The sequence below is a fragment of the Chryseobacterium sp. AG363 genome (genome assembly GCF_003610675.1).
Lineage (GTDB): Bacteria > Bacteroidota > Bacteroidia > Flavobacteriales > Weeksellaceae > Chryseobacterium > Chryseobacterium cucumeris.
Map to the genome: position 1 here is coordinate 1,601,207 of NZ_RAQF01000002.1, position 16,784 is coordinate 1,617,990.

The 16,784-nt window shown below is 36.2% G+C and carries 16 protein-coding genes and 5 tRNA genes; 9 read left to right on the forward strand and 12 right to left on the reverse strand.

What is annotated here, in order from left to right:
* Positions 1–185: 185 nt before the first annotated feature.
* The gene (locus DEU39_RS07195) at positions 186–899 is read left to right on the forward strand and encodes a 2OG-Fe(II) oxygenase (RefSeq protein ID WP_120231429.1); all 714 of its coding nucleotides are present in this window, start codon (positions 186–188) and stop codon (positions 897–899) included.
* Between the two features lie 18 nt (positions 900–917).
* Positions 918–1,157 (forward strand): Ada metal-binding domain-containing protein, encoded by a 240-nt coding sequence (locus tag DEU39_RS07200; protein ID WP_120231430.1) that lies wholly within the window; start codon positions 918–920, stop codon positions 1,155–1,157.
* Positions 1,158–1,215: 58 nt separating this feature from the next.
* Here DEU39_RS07200 and DEU39_RS07205 read toward each other — a convergent pair.
* The 5 genes from DEU39_RS07205 to DEU39_RS07225 form a co-directional block, all read right to left on the reverse strand.
* Positions 1,216–1,288, reverse strand: a tRNA-Met gene (locus DEU39_RS07205).
* A gap of 38 nt (positions 1,289–1,326) precedes the next feature.
* A tRNA-Met gene (locus tag DEU39_RS07210) sits at positions 1,327–1,399 on the reverse strand.
* 38 nt (positions 1,400–1,437) lie between these two features.
* Positions 1,438–1,510 (reverse strand) — tRNA-Met (locus DEU39_RS07215).
* 38 nt (positions 1,511–1,548) lie between these two features.
* Positions 1,549–1,621 (reverse strand) — tRNA-Met (locus DEU39_RS07220).
* Positions 1,622–1,659: 38 nt separating this feature from the next.
* A tRNA-Met gene (locus DEU39_RS07225) sits at positions 1,660–1,732 on the reverse strand.
* A 101-nt stretch (positions 1,733–1,833) separates the two neighbouring features.
* Here DEU39_RS07225 and DEU39_RS07230 point away from each other — a divergent pair.
* The 7 genes from DEU39_RS07230 to DEU39_RS07260 all read left to right on the forward strand — a co-directional run bounded on the left by DEU39_RS07230 (position 1,834) and on the right by DEU39_RS07260 (position 7,821).
* Positions 1,834–2,445 (forward strand): L-threonylcarbamoyladenylate synthase, encoded by a 612-nt coding sequence (locus tag DEU39_RS07230; protein WP_034696488.1) that lies wholly within the window; start codon positions 1,834–1,836, stop codon positions 2,443–2,445.
* 27 nt (positions 2,446–2,472) lie between these two features.
* On the forward strand, positions 2,473–3,177 hold the full coding sequence (locus DEU39_RS07235) for a CPBP family intramembrane glutamic endopeptidase (RefSeq protein WP_120231431.1): 705 nt from the start codon (positions 2,473–2,475) through the stop codon (positions 3,175–3,177).
* Between the two features lie 4 nt (positions 3,178–3,181).
* Complete coding sequence (gene yaaA / locus DEU39_RS07240) at positions 3,182–3,940, forward strand: peroxide stress protein YaaA (RefSeq protein WP_120231432.1); 759 nt, start codon at positions 3,182–3,184, stop codon at positions 3,938–3,940.
* The gene (gene prmC, locus DEU39_RS07245) at positions 3,941–4,789 is read left to right on the forward strand and encodes a peptide chain release factor N(5)-glutamine methyltransferase (RefSeq protein ID WP_120231433.1); all 849 of its coding nucleotides are present in this window, start codon (positions 3,941–3,943) and stop codon (positions 4,787–4,789) included.
* Between the two features lie 15 nt (positions 4,790–4,804).
* Positions 4,805–5,164, forward strand: coding sequence for a DUF4180 domain-containing protein (locus tag DEU39_RS07250; RefSeq protein WP_062675137.1), 360 nt, complete (start codon positions 4,805–4,807; stop codon positions 5,162–5,164).
* A gap of 535 nt (positions 5,165–5,699) precedes the next feature.
* Positions 5,700–6,272, forward strand: a complete 573-nt coding sequence (locus tag DEU39_RS07255) for a hypothetical protein (RefSeq protein WP_062675138.1) — start codon at positions 5,700–5,702, stop codon at positions 6,270–6,272.
* 7 nt (positions 6,273–6,279) lie between these two features.
* Entirely contained in the window at positions 6,280–7,821 is a 1,542-nt protein-coding gene (locus DEU39_RS07260) for a lectin-like domain-containing protein (RefSeq protein WP_228436690.1), read from the forward strand.
* 16 nt (positions 7,822–7,837) lie between these two features.
* Here DEU39_RS07260 and DEU39_RS07265 read toward each other — a convergent pair whose 3' ends face one another.
* The 7 genes from DEU39_RS07265 to DEU39_RS07295 all read right to left on the reverse strand — a co-directional run bounded on the left by DEU39_RS07265 (position 7,838) and on the right by DEU39_RS07295 (position 16,646).
* Positions 7,838–8,827, reverse strand: coding sequence for an NAD-dependent epimerase/dehydratase family protein (locus DEU39_RS07265; RefSeq protein ID WP_120231434.1), 990 nt, complete (start codon positions 8,825–8,827; stop codon positions 7,838–7,840).
* Entirely contained in the window at positions 8,824–9,609 is a 786-nt protein-coding gene (locus tag DEU39_RS07270) for an SDR family NAD(P)-dependent oxidoreductase (RefSeq protein WP_120231435.1), read from the reverse strand. The genes DEU39_RS07265 and DEU39_RS07270 overlap by 4 nt, the downstream gene beginning before the upstream one ends.
* Before the next feature lie 159 nt (positions 9,610–9,768).
* Positions 9,769–10,857, reverse strand: a complete 1,089-nt coding sequence (locus DEU39_RS07275) for a helix-turn-helix domain-containing protein (protein WP_120231436.1) — start codon at positions 10,855–10,857, stop codon at positions 9,769–9,771.
* A gap of 31 nt (positions 10,858–10,888) precedes the next feature.
* Positions 10,889–11,530, reverse strand: a complete 642-nt coding sequence (locus tag DEU39_RS07280) for a rhomboid family intramembrane serine protease (RefSeq protein WP_034696498.1) — start codon at positions 11,528–11,530, stop codon at positions 10,889–10,891.
* 44 nt (positions 11,531–11,574) lie between these two features.
* The gene (locus DEU39_RS07285) at positions 11,575–14,166 is read right to left on the reverse strand and encodes a DNA gyrase/topoisomerase IV subunit A (RefSeq protein WP_120231437.1); all 2,592 of its coding nucleotides are present in this window, start codon (positions 14,164–14,166) and stop codon (positions 11,575–11,577) included.
* Positions 14,141–14,647, reverse strand: coding sequence for a hypothetical protein (locus DEU39_RS07290; protein ID WP_065119656.1), 507 nt, complete (start codon positions 14,645–14,647; stop codon positions 14,141–14,143). The genes DEU39_RS07285 and DEU39_RS07290 overlap by 26 nt, the downstream gene beginning before the upstream one ends.
* 112 nt (positions 14,648–14,759) lie before the next feature.
* Positions 14,760–16,646, reverse strand: coding sequence for a DNA topoisomerase IV subunit B (locus tag DEU39_RS07295; protein ID WP_062675146.1), 1,887 nt, complete (start codon positions 16,644–16,646; stop codon positions 14,760–14,762).
* Positions 16,647–16,784: the final 138 nt, after the last annotated feature.

A 16,784-nucleotide genomic window follows, 5' to 3' on the forward strand; every position in this document is an offset into this window, starting at 1 on the left:
ATCTATTTTTATTAACAGGGCAAAAATAACTTTAAACAGGACCAGTGGTATCATCCAGAATCATATTAAAACCATAGTCCAGACAGACTTACCCTGATCTTTATTAAATTTCGCAATGAATACCGCATGTTTCGGATTGTATTGTTCTGAGGAACTATAGATTTTTGCAGAATAAAATCAAACCAATGAAAAACATTGTTCATATCATCAAAAATACAGACTGGCAACACATTACGGAAACAATACATCAAAACGGATATGCCATCATTCCTGATCTGCTGTCTGAGGAAGAATGTGAACTATTAAAATCAGATTACGATCATTCTTCTCTTTATCGTAAAACAGTCGTCATGGCCAAACATCGTTTTGGTTTGGGGGAATATAAATATTTTACTTATCCATTACCCGAAATTATTCAAACCATACGGACAACCATTTACCCATATCTGGCTTCTATTGCCAATGCATGGTTTAAAGCTTTACATATTGACACTCAATTTCCTTCAGATCATCAGGAGTTCCTGAACCTGTGTCATCTTAACGGCCAGCAAAAAGCTACGATTTTAATTTTGAAATATGGAAAAGGTGGATTTAACACCTTACATCAGGATCTATATGGAGATATCTACTTTCCTATTCAAATTGTATTAATGCTCAGTGAACCTGACAAAGATTTTACGGGTGGCGAGTTTGTGCTTACCCAACAGATTCCGAGAGCACAGTCAAAAGCCATTGTTTTAAAACCTAAAAAAGGGGATGTGCTTATTTTTACAACTCAATTTAAACCGGAAAAAGGAACAAAGGGGTACCACAGAGTCAATATGAAACATGGAGTAAGTGAAGTGAGAGAAGGAAATCGATATGCGTTAGGAATTATCTTCCATGATGCAACCAGCTAATTATTAAATAAGTGAACTATGATTCAGCATTCTCAGATCACAGCCGAAAGTCTTAGAAGTAAAATCCACCACCGAGACATTTGTTTTGGAGGGAATAAAAAATTGAAAATCTACGGATTACTCAGCTGTCGATCAGGAAAAAGAATGAAGATGGAAAACAGGGTTTTCTTTACAGGTGAGAAAGAAGCTTTAGAAAATGGCTATCGTCCGTGTGGTCATTGTATGAGAGAAGCTTATCAGCAATGGAAAAACAAATGAAACGATGAGAAATGAATAAAAAAAGAGAAGCAATACTTACTGCTTCTCTTTCGTTTAGTAGCGGGAACCGGACTCGAACCGATGACCTTCGGGTTATGAGCCCGACGAGCTACCTACTGCTCCATCCCGCGGTATATTTTTAGAGTGTTTACCGAAAACACTTGCTTAGTAGCGGGAACCGGACTCGAACCGATGACCTTCGGGTTATGAGCCCGACGAGCTACCTACTGCTCCATCCCGCGGTATATTTTTAGAGTGTTTACCGAAAACACTTGCTTAGTAGCGGGAACCGGACTCGAACCGATGACCTTCGGGTTATGAGCCCGACGAGCTACCTACTGCTCCATCCCGCGGTGTATTTTTAGAGTGCTTACCGAAAGCACTTGCTTAGTAGCGGGAACCGGACTCGAACCGATGACCTTCGGGTTATGAGCCCGACGAGCTACCTACTGCTCCATCCCGCGGTATATTTTTAGAGTACTTACCGAAAGTACTTACTTAGTAGCGGGAACCGGACTCGAACCGATGACCTTCGGGTTATGAGCCCGACGAGCTACCTACTGCTCCATCCCGCGATATTGGATTGCAAAGGTACGAATATTTTTTACAAATCCTAATTTTTCTTTTAAATAAAGGACTTTTATGAAAACTATTTTATTATTTGTATCTTTGTTTTATGGCAAAAATATTAAAAATTTATCCGGACAACCCACAGGAAAATCTTGTGAATGAGGTTATTAAAACTTTAAACAACGGCGGGCTGATTATCTATCCTTCTGATACGATTTATGCTTTAGGCTGTAATATTTTTGATATCAAAGCCATGGAAAAACTGGCTCAGCTCAAAAAAATGAAGCTTGAGAAGTCAAAATTCTCAATTATCTGTAATGATCTTAGCCATCTTTCGGATTTTACAAGACCTATCGATACCTCTGTCTTCAGATTTCTGAAAAGTCATCTTCCCGGACCGTTTACTTTCATTCTCGAAGCCAATAAAAGTTTACCTTTAGCATATAAAGGACATAAAACAATTGGTATCCGTGTTCCTGACCATCCGATCCCTCAGCTTATTGTTGAAAAACTAGGTCACCCGATTGCCTCTACTTCCATTAAAGACGATGATGAAATTATCGAATATTCTACCGATCCTGAACTTATTGCAGAAAAATATGATCATCTGGTAGATATTGTTATTGATTCAGGATATGGAGATAATGTGGCTTCTACTATTGTAGACCTTACTTCAGGAGAACCGGAGATTATCCGTCAGGGAAAAGGGATCATTTAATTCAAAGTTCAAGGTTTAGGATACTTAATGATGAGTCTTACCGGGAAATATGCTGTAGGGATTTTACTCACGTTTACTATTTTAGCTGCAGCAATGCTGTATGCTTTTCCGGCTGTCACAAGGATAACCGGAATAAAAGGAATTACAGAAGTCAATTTCTTTCTCAGCAGAATTACGTTATGGATAATTCTCATTCTCGTATTTCTCTACACTATTTTTGTTGAAAAAAGTGCTTTTTTACTTAAGGAAGAGACAAAATATTCAGCTGCATTTTATGTCAAAACTGTACTGAGCTTATATTTTATCTGTTTGATTGGCGGAGGAATTCTGAATGCAGTCATCCTGTTTTTTATAGAGGAAAAAATAAGCAATAAGCTTCTCAACCTTGTTCCCATTTTTAGAAATAACTATTTTTTAGTTATTTTTACATGCCTTACCGCTGCTATTGTAGAGGAATTGCTGATGCGGGGCTATGTACAGTCCAGGCTTGAAAAAATCTACAACAACCCCACCGTTGCAATTGTTATTTCATCGGTGTTATTTGGAATTTTACATAGTACTTACGGTACCATAAGCCAGGTTCTCGGACCTTTCTTTATCGGAATCGTGTTTGCTATATTTTATAAACGCTATTCAAATATTAAAATTCTGATCATCTGTCATTTTATGATTGATTTTATTGCCATGATGATGATGAATTTTATTGATATGAAACACTTATCTGTATTTTAACATTATGAAAATTATAACATCTCCTGCCAAATTAATGAACGTGGAAAATTCAACAGATCTTTTGAAATCTTCTACTCCAGGATTCATTGAAGATGCAGCATTGATACAATCTTATTTAAAAGAAAAATCGCCTAAATATCTTTCTGAGTTGATGGAAATTTCACCTAAGCTTGCTGATGAAAACTGGGAAAGAAATCAAAAATGGAAATCCAAACCTACAGCGAAAGAATCTGCTCCCGCAATGTTTGCCTTTACAGGAGAGGTTTACAGAGGACTGGATGCCAAAACACTGGATAAGAATGCTGTAGATTACCTGCAGAAAAATTATAGAATACTTTCCGGGCTTTACGGTTTACTGAAACCCTCTGATAAAGTAATGCTTTACAGGCTTGAAATGGGTCGTCCTTTTGAATTTGAGCAATACAAAAACCTCTATGAATTCTGGAGAGAAAAGATTACGGAACAATTGAATTCTGAAATGAAAAAAGGAGAAGTCCTGCTTCAGCTTGCCAGCAATGAGTATGGAAAAGTAATCGACAGAAAGAAACTGAACCATACCGTGATCGATTTCGATTTCTATGAATTAAAAGATGGAAAACTGAAGACCATTGTTGTGTATACCAAGCATGCCAGAGGTCTTGTAGTGAGATTCTGTGCAGAAACCAATGCCAAAACACTGGAAGATGTAAAAGCATTCAACTATGAAGGATACAGAATTGATGAAGAAAAGTCTACGGATACAAAACTGGTTTTTACAAGATAAATGACAATTTCAGCATTTAAAAAATATTTCAAGACAGAACTTTCCGATCTTTATACAGAGTCGGAAAGTATGTTTTTATCATCTTTATTCATTCAGCAAATTGTAGGTTTTGATTCATTTCAGCAAAGAAGATTCGCTGAAAAGGAACTTTTGATTGACGATGAAGAAAAATTGTATCACCTTGTTTCGGAACTTAAAACCGGAAGGCCTTATCAGCAGATATTGGGTGAAACAGAATTTTACGGAATGAAATTCTTTGTGGATGAAAATGTTCTGATTCCCCGCCCTGAAACTGAAGAGCTGTTGGAGATGGCTATCAGGGAGATTAAAGATTCAAAGTTTAAGGTTCAAGGTTTAAAGATTCTGGATATAGGAACCGGAAGCGGAATTATTCCTCTGGTTTTAAAGAAACATTTTCCGGAAGCTGAAGTTTCATCTATTGATTTTTCTGAAAACGCATTGAAAACAGCCAAAAGAAATGCAGAGTACCACCAATTGGAAATCCAATTCATTCATGCTGATTATCTCAATTTTGAACTGGCTGAAAATTACGACATCATCATTTCAAATCCTCCCTACATCGGGATTGAAGAAGAGATCGAAATTGCTGATTCTGTAAAAGAGTTTGAACCTAAAATGGCTCTATTCTCTCCTACTTCAGATGCTTTGATCTTTTACAGAAAAATTGCGGAAGATGCTAAAAAGTATTTAAATGAGAATGGACTTCTGTTTCTGGAAATCAATCAGAAACTGGGTCCTGAAACGCTGGAATTATATCTGGATTTTTCTAACGCTCAATTATTAAAGGATTTATCTGAAAACGATAGATTCATTTATGGAAAGAAATAAATAATTACCCATACCATGTTCATCAAATCACACGAAATCAACACGATAAAAATTGCAGAAATTATTTCTGATGACATCATTATCCAGTCTGCACAGGACGGACTGGATCTTATGGGAGATATCTATTATCAAGGGTTTGATAAAGTTATTCTTCATGAAAAAAACATTACCTCTGAATTCTTTGATTTAAAAACAAAAATGGCGGGAGAGATTCTTCAAAAGTTCTCAAACTATCGTATAGGATTAGCTATTATAGGTGATTTCAGTAAACATGAAAGTAAGAGCATGAAGGATTTTATTTTTGAAAGTAATAAAACAGGACATGTTAATTTTGTAAGCACTCTGAATGATGCATTGAATAATTTTTCAAAGTAGAGTCTTTCTCAATCCTTTAATATTAAAAATACTAATATTTTTCGTTATTTTAAAATATCTACACCTCAATATCATCATATTTTAAGATTTCTTAGTAGAATAGAAAGATTTGCATAATAAAAACCATCTTATTGATTTGTAAATTATGTAAAAATTTAAACCAAAATATGTTAATTATTAAGAGAAGTTTAGAATTAATTCTATAAACACAAACACATGAATATTTCTTTGTATATTTGCAAAAAACACGAGGGAATATGAATCTTACTTATTTAAGAGCTTATACGGCTACATAATCAATTTATTTTTTCGACTAACCGCTCAGGTGGGCATAAGATATTTCTTTATGAAGTATTACTTGCTATATCTGTTGGTGAGCTTTTGAACAAAAGGTCTCATTTGGCTATTATTTGAGCAGAACAATTCATTGTTTTAATGAATGTGTCAGTAATAACTATTGCCTTTGTAGAATTAAGCCTAAAAATATTCTTTCCCCAAAAAAACATACACACAGATAAAAAATTATTAAGACATCATGATTAAAAAATTATTTCTACCAATCATTTTCGCCAGTTCATTTTCTTTCGCTCAAGTAGGGATTAACATAGCCACACCTGATCAAAGTGCAATTCTGGATGTTTACAGCCAAAATAAAGGTATGCTGATACCCAGACTGACTACAGTACAAAGAGATGCTATTGCCAATCCTGCCAACTCGCTTCTTATCTACGATACAGATAAGAAATGTTTAAGCCAGAATATCGGTACTCCTCTCAAACCGGATTGGCTTTGTATCAGCAGCAATGCCGTAAAAATGTTTTATATGCCTAGTGTTTCTTTTGACACTTCCACAACAGCCAATGGTCGAACCAAAGATTTATATACATTGTATAAAACTCAGTTTGGATCTCCAAAAGCAAAGAGTACCAGTGCTCCCGCTTCAATTCCTTTTTTCCCATCCAGTAAAGATCTTTACTATTATGTAACAGATGCAGATCCTAATGTATTCAGTAATATTTCTATTTCTGATGATGGAGTAATGACTTATGATGTAAAAGCTGCAGCAACAGACTGTTCTTTTATCAATATTGTTTTCGTTGTTAAATAATTGAGTGATGATAAAAAACAGCTCAATTTTTCGATACAAAAGATATCTGTTTATTTTTTCCTTATTTATTTTCTCACAAAATATTCAGGCACAAAATGAACAGGGAACCGGTTATCCGTACTTTGTTAATTTCACACAGGGATTACAGCCTCAGGAAGCCTATAAGGTGGCTACCAGCGGTGTTCAGAATGACGCTACCTTTACTACGGACGGATTAAGACTTACCCGAAGTGTCAATAATATTTCAGGAGGAGTGATACTTGCTGATAAAATTTTCAAAAGTGACCAGGGAATCAAGTTCGAGTTTGAATTTGCCATTTATGGAGGAAATACCAACGGAGGAGATGGAATTTCCATATTCCTGGTAGATGGATCTATTCCGAAAGACCAGCTTAATCTCGGATATTTTGGTGGAGGATTAGGATATAGTTTTGTACGTGGTGGAGAATCTACGGAAGGACTGAGAGGAGGCTATCTGGGAATAGGTCTGGATGAATTCGGAAATTTTAAGACAAGCTTTAACCAAGGTGAAAGGGTTAGAAACGGAATATTTGGAGTAGGCCTAGCCGATGGACGAAGCAATGTCTCTTTAAGAGGAAAACGTGGAAACCAGTATCTGTCTTCAGCTGAGCCCGCAGGATATAACGGTTATCCGCTGCTTTACAGTATCGCAACCAATGCTTTACCATCCAGCAGCAACAGATCTGCTTATCTGGATACGGCAACAGGAAAATATATAGGTATTAAAAATACAGCACTTCAACAGTTCAGCATTGAAAGTGGCGGAACTACAATTCCTCAGAATGAAAATGATGCAAGATTCCGGAAAGCATATGTTACCCTTGTTCCCAATCCGGCAGGCGGTTATAATATAACCTTGGAAATCCAGCACGGAACGGTGAAAGAAAAGGTGATTGACAATTATTACTACCCTACTTCACTGAAATATACCGAGACTACTATTTCCAACACTACGGTAAGGACTCTGGATACTTCGCCTCCTTCTACTTTCAGAATTGGATTTGCAGCATCTACCGGAGCTGCTAAAAATATACATTTACTGAAAAATTTAGGGGTTACAAGACCTTATGCTGCTGAAGTAACAGATGATTTGTTTGCAGGTTGCCCGGGGATAAAGTCAATCTACTACCCTTTACTTAATGATGCAGCTTATTCGTCTGCAAGTGGACAAAACCCGCCAACCCTTTCGTATAACAACCTTGATTTTAATTCATTCCGTTTTCTGGATAACAATGGAGCTGTAATTCCTAATATCACAGGAGGGGTTTATACCAACAGTCAGGGAACATGGACCTATTTCCCTACTACCGGAGCACTCTCTTTCAAACCTGCGGCAGGATTCACAGGAGTAGCCCAGGTACAATATGATATTAAAGGAGGTGGAAGCAGTGGTACTGAAGCGCCTTACAACAAGGAAGAGTACAGGTCATTGCCGGCATTGGTACAGGTTAATATTTCAAGTGCCAATAACTGCAGCAAAGCCTGTGTTATTTCCAATAAAAATGTAACTCAGAAAATCACAAGATAATTGGATAAACCAGCTTTTAGGAGCTGGTTTTTTTATTTTTAACAGGATTTTCAATAAAATACTGAACAGCATCTTTGATCGCTTTATCAATAGGCTGGTATTGAACTCCCAACTCTTCTATTGATTTCTGATTAGAATAATAATTACTAATCTGCAGAGCTTTCATATTGGAAGAACTCAGATCTGTTTTAATTTTAAATTTTCTCAAAACATCACCAATTAATCCAAGGAAACTTAAAAGTTTGTTGGGAATTGGGATCATGATTGGATTTTGCCTGGTAATCCGGTTCACTTTCTTAAAAAACTCTCTGTAGCTTAAGTTTTCATTAGCTAGAAGATATTTTTCGCCATTCTTTCCTTTTTCAACGGCATTTACTACTCCGTTGGCTGCATCTTCCACATGCACAAAGTTCTTCCCTCCTTTCGGATAAAAAATCAGTTTTTTCTTCCATACCCAGAAGATGATTTTCCCGGAACTTGGCTTGCTGTCATATGCTCCGATCATAAAGGTGGGATTAACAATGATAACATCCGTATTCTTACTATTTTTTAAAAGATATTCTTCCGCTTCCAGCTTACTTTGTGCATACAAAGAATGGGTAAAAGGATAGATTTGGGGTGCTTTTTCACTTCCTAGAAATGCAGTGTTTCCAAATCCTAAGGTATTGGCTGTACTCACAAACAAAAACTTTTTTACGCCCATCAATTCTGCATGGGTAAACAGATTCACAACAGCTTCGTAATTCACTTTTCTGTATTCATCATAGCGGATAAGATTCTGGCGTGTTTCTGCCGCCACATGAATAATACAGTCCATATCGGTCAGGTACACTGAAATATCGCACAGAAGGTCTGCTTCCACAAGCTTCAGATTTTCGTTTTCTTCGCCCAGCCAGCTGCTTTTTTGGCGCACCAGAGCAGTAACAGAATAACCATTTTGTAATAATTTAAGGATAACATTAGTTCCCAGAAGCCCTGTTGCTCCGGTTACACACACTTTTTTCATGCTTCGATTTCTCTTTTTATGGCCTGGGTCATTAATGGTAACTTGATCCACATGGGTAAAATTTTCATCACCAGCCAGCTGATTGGGTTCACCATAATTACGGAATCTTTTTTAAATAATTGCCGGATGCAGTATGAAGCTACCTTATCAGGATTCAAAAGTGTTAATCTTCCCATAAAACCTTGTTTTTCTATTCTTTCACAAACATCTTTATTGGTTTTCATTGCTCCCGGATTAACAACGCTTACAAAAACATTGGTATCTTTCAATTCTTCATGCAGTCCTCTTGAAAATGAATGAATAAAGCTTTTAGAAGCAGGATATACAGTTTTAAAACCAATGGGAGAAAAAGCAGCCATACTTGACACATTCAGTATATAGGCTTTGGGTTGTTTTAAAAGGTTAGGAAGCAGCTGATGTGTCATCAGTGAGGTGGCCGCTACATTTACCTGTAAAATCGTGTTGATATAATCCGAAGAAGCTTCCGTAAATTTTTTCGTTCCTCCAAGCCCTGCATTATTTATCAGAATATGAACATCAAAAGAACAGTTGAGCCATTCTGTAAGCTTCATTACATTTTCATGCACAGAAAGGTCTGTTTCATAGTAACGAGCTTTTATATCATACTGTTTCTCGAGCTTTACAGATAATTCTTTGAGATTCTGATCCGGAAGACTTATAAGAATGACATTGATTTTTTGTTTTGCAAGATTTTCAGCAAATGATTTTCCAAGTCCCTGGCTTGCTCCCGTGACGACTGCATATGATTCTTTGGTATCCATAAGTTTAAATTGTATGGTACAAAGCTATCGTAAGGGGGATGTCTGAATGTTCCGGATTATCTGAACGAACTGATTTTAAGAACGGGAAGCTGAAATAAATAAATCACTGAAAATCAAAAATTTAAAACAAATAAAAAGTAAGAGTTTATAAACCTGAACTTATTTTCTGAATTCAGAAGGTGTTTGTCCGGTCACTTTTTTAAAAGTTGTATTAAAAGAGGTCTTAGAATTGAATCCGGATTCGTAGGCAATTCCCAAAATGGATAATTTACTATTGGTTTCTTTCAGCAGTTTTTTGGCATAATCCACTCTATATTCATTCACATATTGGAAGAAGTTTTTTCCAAAGCCTGTGTTGATGACATAAGAAAGATGATGGGTAGAAACGGAAAGCATTTCAGCCAGTTTGATCAGGTTAAGTTCGCTGTCAAGATACGGCTTTTGTAAGTCCATAATCCCTTCCAGTGAAGTTTTAATCCTTACTAATTCTTCATCAGAAATAAGTTTTCTTTTAACTTCTTCCGGATCCGAATTTTCGTCCATAGAGATCAGTTCATGTCTTTGTTTTTCTTCTAAAGGATAAATTTCCTTCTGTTTCAGAGAATAATATCCTACACAGTAAATAACCGACAAAAAGACGGCATTGATAAAGAAATTCAGTGATTTCGGATCATAGAACAGATTATAAATCACGTAGATGATATTCACAATAAGAAGTACAAGAATAATATATTCCAGCCAGTTCAGATTGATTCCTTCGGTATTGGAAGAAAACTGCTGGATCTTTTTCTGATGTTTCCTGATGGTAATATAGGAAAGAGCCGTATAGAAGAGGGCCTGAATCAGGATCAGAATTATACTGAGATATTGAAATGGCTTTTTATATCCCAGTTTGATCAATATAAGACAAACCAGAAAAGCAGCCGGAAGGATTAAAAACTTAACAACTGTAAGTTTAAAAGTAAAGGAAGGATTGGTATAAAACAGCACACTAAAGTAAAAAACAATAGGGGTAAAAAACTGAATAAGTCTAACCCAAAACAAGGAATGAAACTCAATGATTGAACCGGTGATGAGAAACAGTACTTCATCCAGCCAAAAAGTAGACCACAGAAAGAGAAATATCCCGAACCAGAAATTAGCTTTATGGTTTACTTTTAAAGGGTTGGCAAGCTTTAACAGAGAAAGCAAAACCAATGAACCATAGATAAGTATCACGATGAAACTGTTTAACTCTGATGTGTTCATTGGTTTTGATATTTTGATTAAAAATAGTCTTTTATCCTATTCGCTTCCTTACAAAAATTTCATATCCTAAATAGATAAGTGGAAGTGACATGATTCCTAAGAAAAGGATATTGCTCATGGCCAGCTGCGGATGCATGACAATAGAGTACACCAATCCGAAAAACGCTCCTCCAAGGTGAGCAGCATGCCCAAGATTATCCCACTGCTTAGGATTAAGCATCATGTATACTGAGTACCCGAAATATAGTGTTCCAAATAACCATCCTGGTAAGAAGTTGACACTGATCTCATTCGGAGCCATGGCTATGGAAGCAAAAATGATTCCCGAAACCGCACCTGATGCTCCAATTGCTGAATACCAAGGTTGGTTTTTATAAATCTGTAAGCTGAATAAATTCCCCAGAATCATTGATCCGAAATATAGAATCAAAAATCCTATTTCTCCAAAGAAACTAATAACGACTCCCTGGAAAAAATACAGAGAAAGCATATTAAAAAATAAGTGCATAAAGTCTGCATGCAAAAACGCAGAACTGATAAGTCTTACATATTCTTTACGATTCGCAATCGCTCCGACATTGAATTTATATTTCTCAAATAATGCTGTATTATTGAACCCCATGTAACTAAAAATACATGTGGCTGCAATAATAATGATAACAACTATATCCATTGTGTTCTTTTTATGTTATATCTGAACAGACATCTTAGTTTAGTCTATTCATTTTCATTATTTCCGTCACCCTGGAACAAATCTCCAATAATTCCTCCATCTTCATCCGTTTCGCCTGTTGGTTCCGGATCTTCGTATACTTCAGGCTCTTCTTCTACAGGTTCAGGAATGGTAATATTGATGGCTTTTACTTTGAATTTCGTAAACTGGTTTCCAATAGCTTTTATTCCTTTTACCGCAATAAACTCATCAATATTAATAGTTTCCGGATCGCGTTCTTTCCCTTTATCTTTTGCAAAAATAATTTCTGCAGTAACATCGTTGGCAACAATTACATTTTCGATGAATGATTTCGGGTGTTCAGAAGGCATGAAAGTCTGTACATTCACTGTATTTTCCAGTAAGAATCTCTTAATGAAATAAATATCTTTTTCTCCGTCGTAATAGATACAGGTAATCGGCTGTGCAGGTCTCCATTTTTCCAACACCAGATATTCATCATCAAAACGATTACCCAAGTCAAAAGACACCAGCTTTACTTCACCATTGGTATTGATGGTCAGGATTTTATCATCTCCCTTGAAACTTCCCAATAATGTACCTCTTGCATCGGCATTTAGTCTTCTTACCGTATCATCAAACCAGATTTTTCTGGGAGCGAGCGTAGAAACTCCTTCTTCCTTCATATCTACTTTCTTTACAGCGTACTTAGTCACCAGATTTCCTTTGGAATCACGCCCTTTAATGGCAAGATCGGAGAAATTGATCTCCATTTTGTTTTTTCTGATTCTAGGGTTAGGTTTTAAAAGCACAGTTACGGTTTCTGCTTCTCCATTAGGATTGGCTGAGAAATATAATGTTTCTGATCCTTTTTTATCTGAAGCTAACGGGTAATCTGTATTTCGGGTTACTCCGGTTACAGAGAATCGTTTCATATAATAAGGTCCTTCCCTTCCTTCACGATAGATCATATTATAGACGGTTCTCTTATCGTTTTTCTTCCAAACGGCAACATGAAGAATGTCTTTACCAATGAAAGTTTTTGCTTCCACTTTTACTACCTTCATACTTCCGTCTTTTCTGAATGTGATGATATCATCAATGTCGGAACAGTCAAACAAATACTGGTCTTTCTTCAGGGATGTTCCGATGAAACCTTCTTCGAAATTCGCATAGAATTTTTCATTGGCTACGGCTACTTTTGTTGCATCAATCGTATCAAAGATTCTAAGCTCGGTCTTTCTTTGTTTGTCTTTACCGTATTTTTTCTGAATATTTAAATAATAATCAATAGCATAAGCAATCAGGTTAGCCAGATTATATTTTACCTGTTCTATTTTACCTTCCAGCGATGCAATATTTTCTTTAAATTTATCTAAATCAAATCTTGAAATTCTCTTGATTCTGATCTCGGTCAGTTTTAAAATATCCTCTTCTGTAACGGTTCTTAAAAGATGTTTGGTATGAGGTTTTAATCCTGCATCAATGGTCTTTAATACATCTTCCCAGGTTTTCACTTCTTCAATATCATGATAAATCCTGTTCTCGATGAAAATTCTTTCCAATGAAGAGAAGTGCCAGCTTTCCTGCAGTTCATGAAGCTCAATTTCCAACTCTTTCTTCAGTAATGAAACGGTATGATCTGTATTCGTTTTTAAAATATCGGATACTGTAAGAAACATTGGTTTGTCACCTACAATCACACAGGCATTCGGAGAGATTGTCACCTGACAGTCTGTAAATGCATACAGCGCATCAATAGTCTTATCCGGTGAAACATCATTATGAATATGAATCAGGATTTCTACTTTATCTGAAGTATTGTCCTCAATCTTTTTGATTTTGATCTTCCCTTTCTCATTGGCTTTCAGAATAGAGTCAATAAGGTCCGTTGTTGTTTTGGAATAAGGAAGTTCAGAAATGACTAATGTATGCTTATCCGTCTGGGTAATTTTGGCTCTTGCTCTTACTTTTCCTCCTCTGTGACCATCGTTATATTCGGAAACGTCAAGATAACCGGCAGTTAAAAAGTCCGGAAACAGTTCAAATTTTTTACCTTTTAAGTAAGCTACAGAGGCATTGATAAGTTCATTAAAGTTATGAGGAAGTATTTTTGTGGAAAGCCCTACTCCAATACCTTCTACTCCCTGTGCAAGAAGCAAGGGAAATTTTACCGGTAAATCAATAGGTTCATTGTTTCTTCCGTCATAAGACTTTGTCCAATCTGTAGTTTTAGGATTAAAGACTACTTCCAGGGCAAAAGGTGTCAGTCTTGCTTCAATATATCTCGCAGCAGCTGCAGAGTCACCTGTATAAATATTTCCCCAGTTTCCCTGAGTATCTATTAACAGTTCTTTCTGCCCAATCTGTACCATGGCATCTGTAATGGAAGCATCACCGTGTGGGTGATATTTCATGGTATTTCCCACAATATTGGCCACTTTATTGTAACGGCCGTCTTCCAGCTCCCGCATGGAGTGCATAATTCTTCGTTGAACAGGTTTTAAACCGTCATATATTGAAGGGATCGCTCTATCCAGAATTACATAGGAAGCATAATCAAGAAACCAGTCTTTATACAGCCCGGAAACTTTTTTTAAGCTTTCACCCTCATGCGAATATTCTTCTGTCGTCATCTGTTTTATCTTTTTTCTCTTTATTAGCTTTCACTACTTTGTTCAGAGAGAGTTTTAAATCGTTTACTTCTTTGTTGCTCAAATAAGAGATCTGGTATTTGAGTATGGTAGAACCATTATTTTTACTGGAAACGGTAATGTATAATCTTTTGAAAAAGAAAATACTGACCACATCATATTTTATCAGTTTGTATTTTGGAAATTCGTCATGAAGAGGTTTATTTAAAAAAGGAATAACATTCCTGTTTTTAAAATTCAAAGCTTCTCCATCACTGTCGTATTCAAAAATCTGTCTTCCGCTGATATAAAAGACAATCAGCAGCAACACAGGAATAATAATTAATAAATAACTTTCTTTATCCATCGCATGAAATCTGTATTCATTGGCTGCAAATACAGTTATCCCAAACACTGCAATCATTAAAAGCAGTGTACTCAAAGAGTTATAAACTGATGCTTTATTACGGTTACTTAGTCTCATTTTATTTTTTTGGCTGTGTAAGTATTATAATTTCCTACTTCATCCAAAATTGTGCTTTTTTTCCAGTCTGCAATAGCTCTTACAATCAGTTTTTTAAGTTATAAGTTTTTTTTTAATTTTCTACTTCATTCAGTATTTCTTTTTTATCAATATCAGTATCATCTTCCACTACTAGGTTTTCTAAGATGAAGGTTTGTCTGTCCGGTGTATTTTTCCCCATGTAGAATTCCAGAAGCTGATCAATCGTCTGGTCTTTTCCCACTACTACAGGTTCTAAACGGATATCTTTACCAATGAAGTGCTTAAATTCGTCCGGAGAAATTTCTCCCAATCCTTTAAATCGGGTGATTTCAGGATTTTTCCCCAGTTCGTTTAAGGCTTTTATTCTTTCTGTTTCAGTATAACAATATCTTGTTTCTTTTTTATTCCTTACTCTGAATAACGGAGTCTGAAGTATATACAGGTGTCCGTTTTTAATCAGATCCGGGAAGAACTGCAGGAAGAAAGTAATCATCAGCAAGCGGATGTGCATCCCATCCACATCGGCATCGGTAGCAATAATTACCTGATTGTATCTCAGGTCTTCCAGACTTTCTTCAATATTTAAAGCGGCCTGAAGAAGGTTAAATTCTTCATTTTCATACACCACTTTCTTGGTAAGACCATAACAGTTCAGTGGTTTACCCTTCAGTGAAAATACGGCCTGAGTTTCTACATCTCTGGATTTTGTGATAGATCCTGATGCGGAATCTCCTTCGGTAATGAAGATCTGCGTATCTCCTTTTCTTTCGGCTTTCTGATCGTTATAATGCTGTCTGCAGTCACGAAGTTTTTTATTGTGAAGAGATACTTTTTTTGCTCTTTCTCTGGCCAGTTTCTGAATTCCGGAAAGTTCTTTTCTTTCTCTTTCGGAAATTAATATTTTTCTCTGAATTGCTTCTGCTATTTCCGGATTTTTGTGCAGGAAATTGTCCAGTTTACTCTTCAGGAAATCAATAATGAATGTCCTTACGGTAGGTCCGTTCGGTCCCATGTCATTAGATCCTAATTTTGTTTTGGTCTGGGATTCAAAAACAGGTTCTTCTACATTGATCGAGATGGCAGCAATGATAGACTTTCTGATATCAGAAGCATCAAAACTTTTATTGAAAAATTCACGAATTGTTTTCACATACGCTTCACGGAATGCATTAAGGTGTGTTCCTCCCTGTGTTGTATTCTGTCCGTTTACGAATGAGAAATAGGTTTCTGTCTGTGATTTGTCAGAATGGGTAATCGCCACCTCAATATCATCATCCTTTAAATGGACGATCGGATAAAGGATATCGCTTTCCAGTTCTTCTTCCAATAAGTCTTTAAGACCGTTTTCAGAATAATAGGTTTCTCCGTTGAAAAGAATTTTAAGTCCTGGATTCAGGTAAGCATAGTTACGGAGCATTCTTTCAATATACTCTTTCCTGTATTTGAAATGCAGGAAGATTTCTCCGTCAGGAATAAAAGAAATTTCAGTACCGTTTCTGTCTGAGGTTTCTTTCTCATCAAAGTTTTCTGTAATCATTCCACGGGAGAATTCAGCAACTTTCATTTTTCCATCACGGAAAGAACGAACTCTGAAGTAATCTGACAGGGCATTTACCGCTTTAGTACCAACCCCATTCAAACCTACAGATTTTTTAAACGCTTTACTGTCGTACTTACCACCAGTATTCATTTTTGAGACAGCGTCTACCACTTTCCCTAGTGGAATTCCACGTCCAAAGTCACGGATGGTAACTTTGCCATCGTCCAGTTTTATTTCAATTCTTTTCCCTGATCTCATCCTGAATTCATCAATAGAGTTATCAAGGATTTCTTTTAACAGGATATAAATACCATCATCAGCGGAAGAACCGTCACCGAGCTTCCCGATGTACATACCGGGGCGTAAACGGATGTGTTCCTGCCAATCGAGGGTTCTGATATTATCTTCGGAGTAGGTTGGATTTATTTCTTGTGACATATATGATTTCAGCAAACATACAAAAGTACAAAATTGTCCAAAATTATCCGAATTTTTTTCCTCTTGTTTTTTTTCAATATTCTACTACAACCATTGTATTATTCTTAATCAAATTATATATTTACGAAATTATCATTA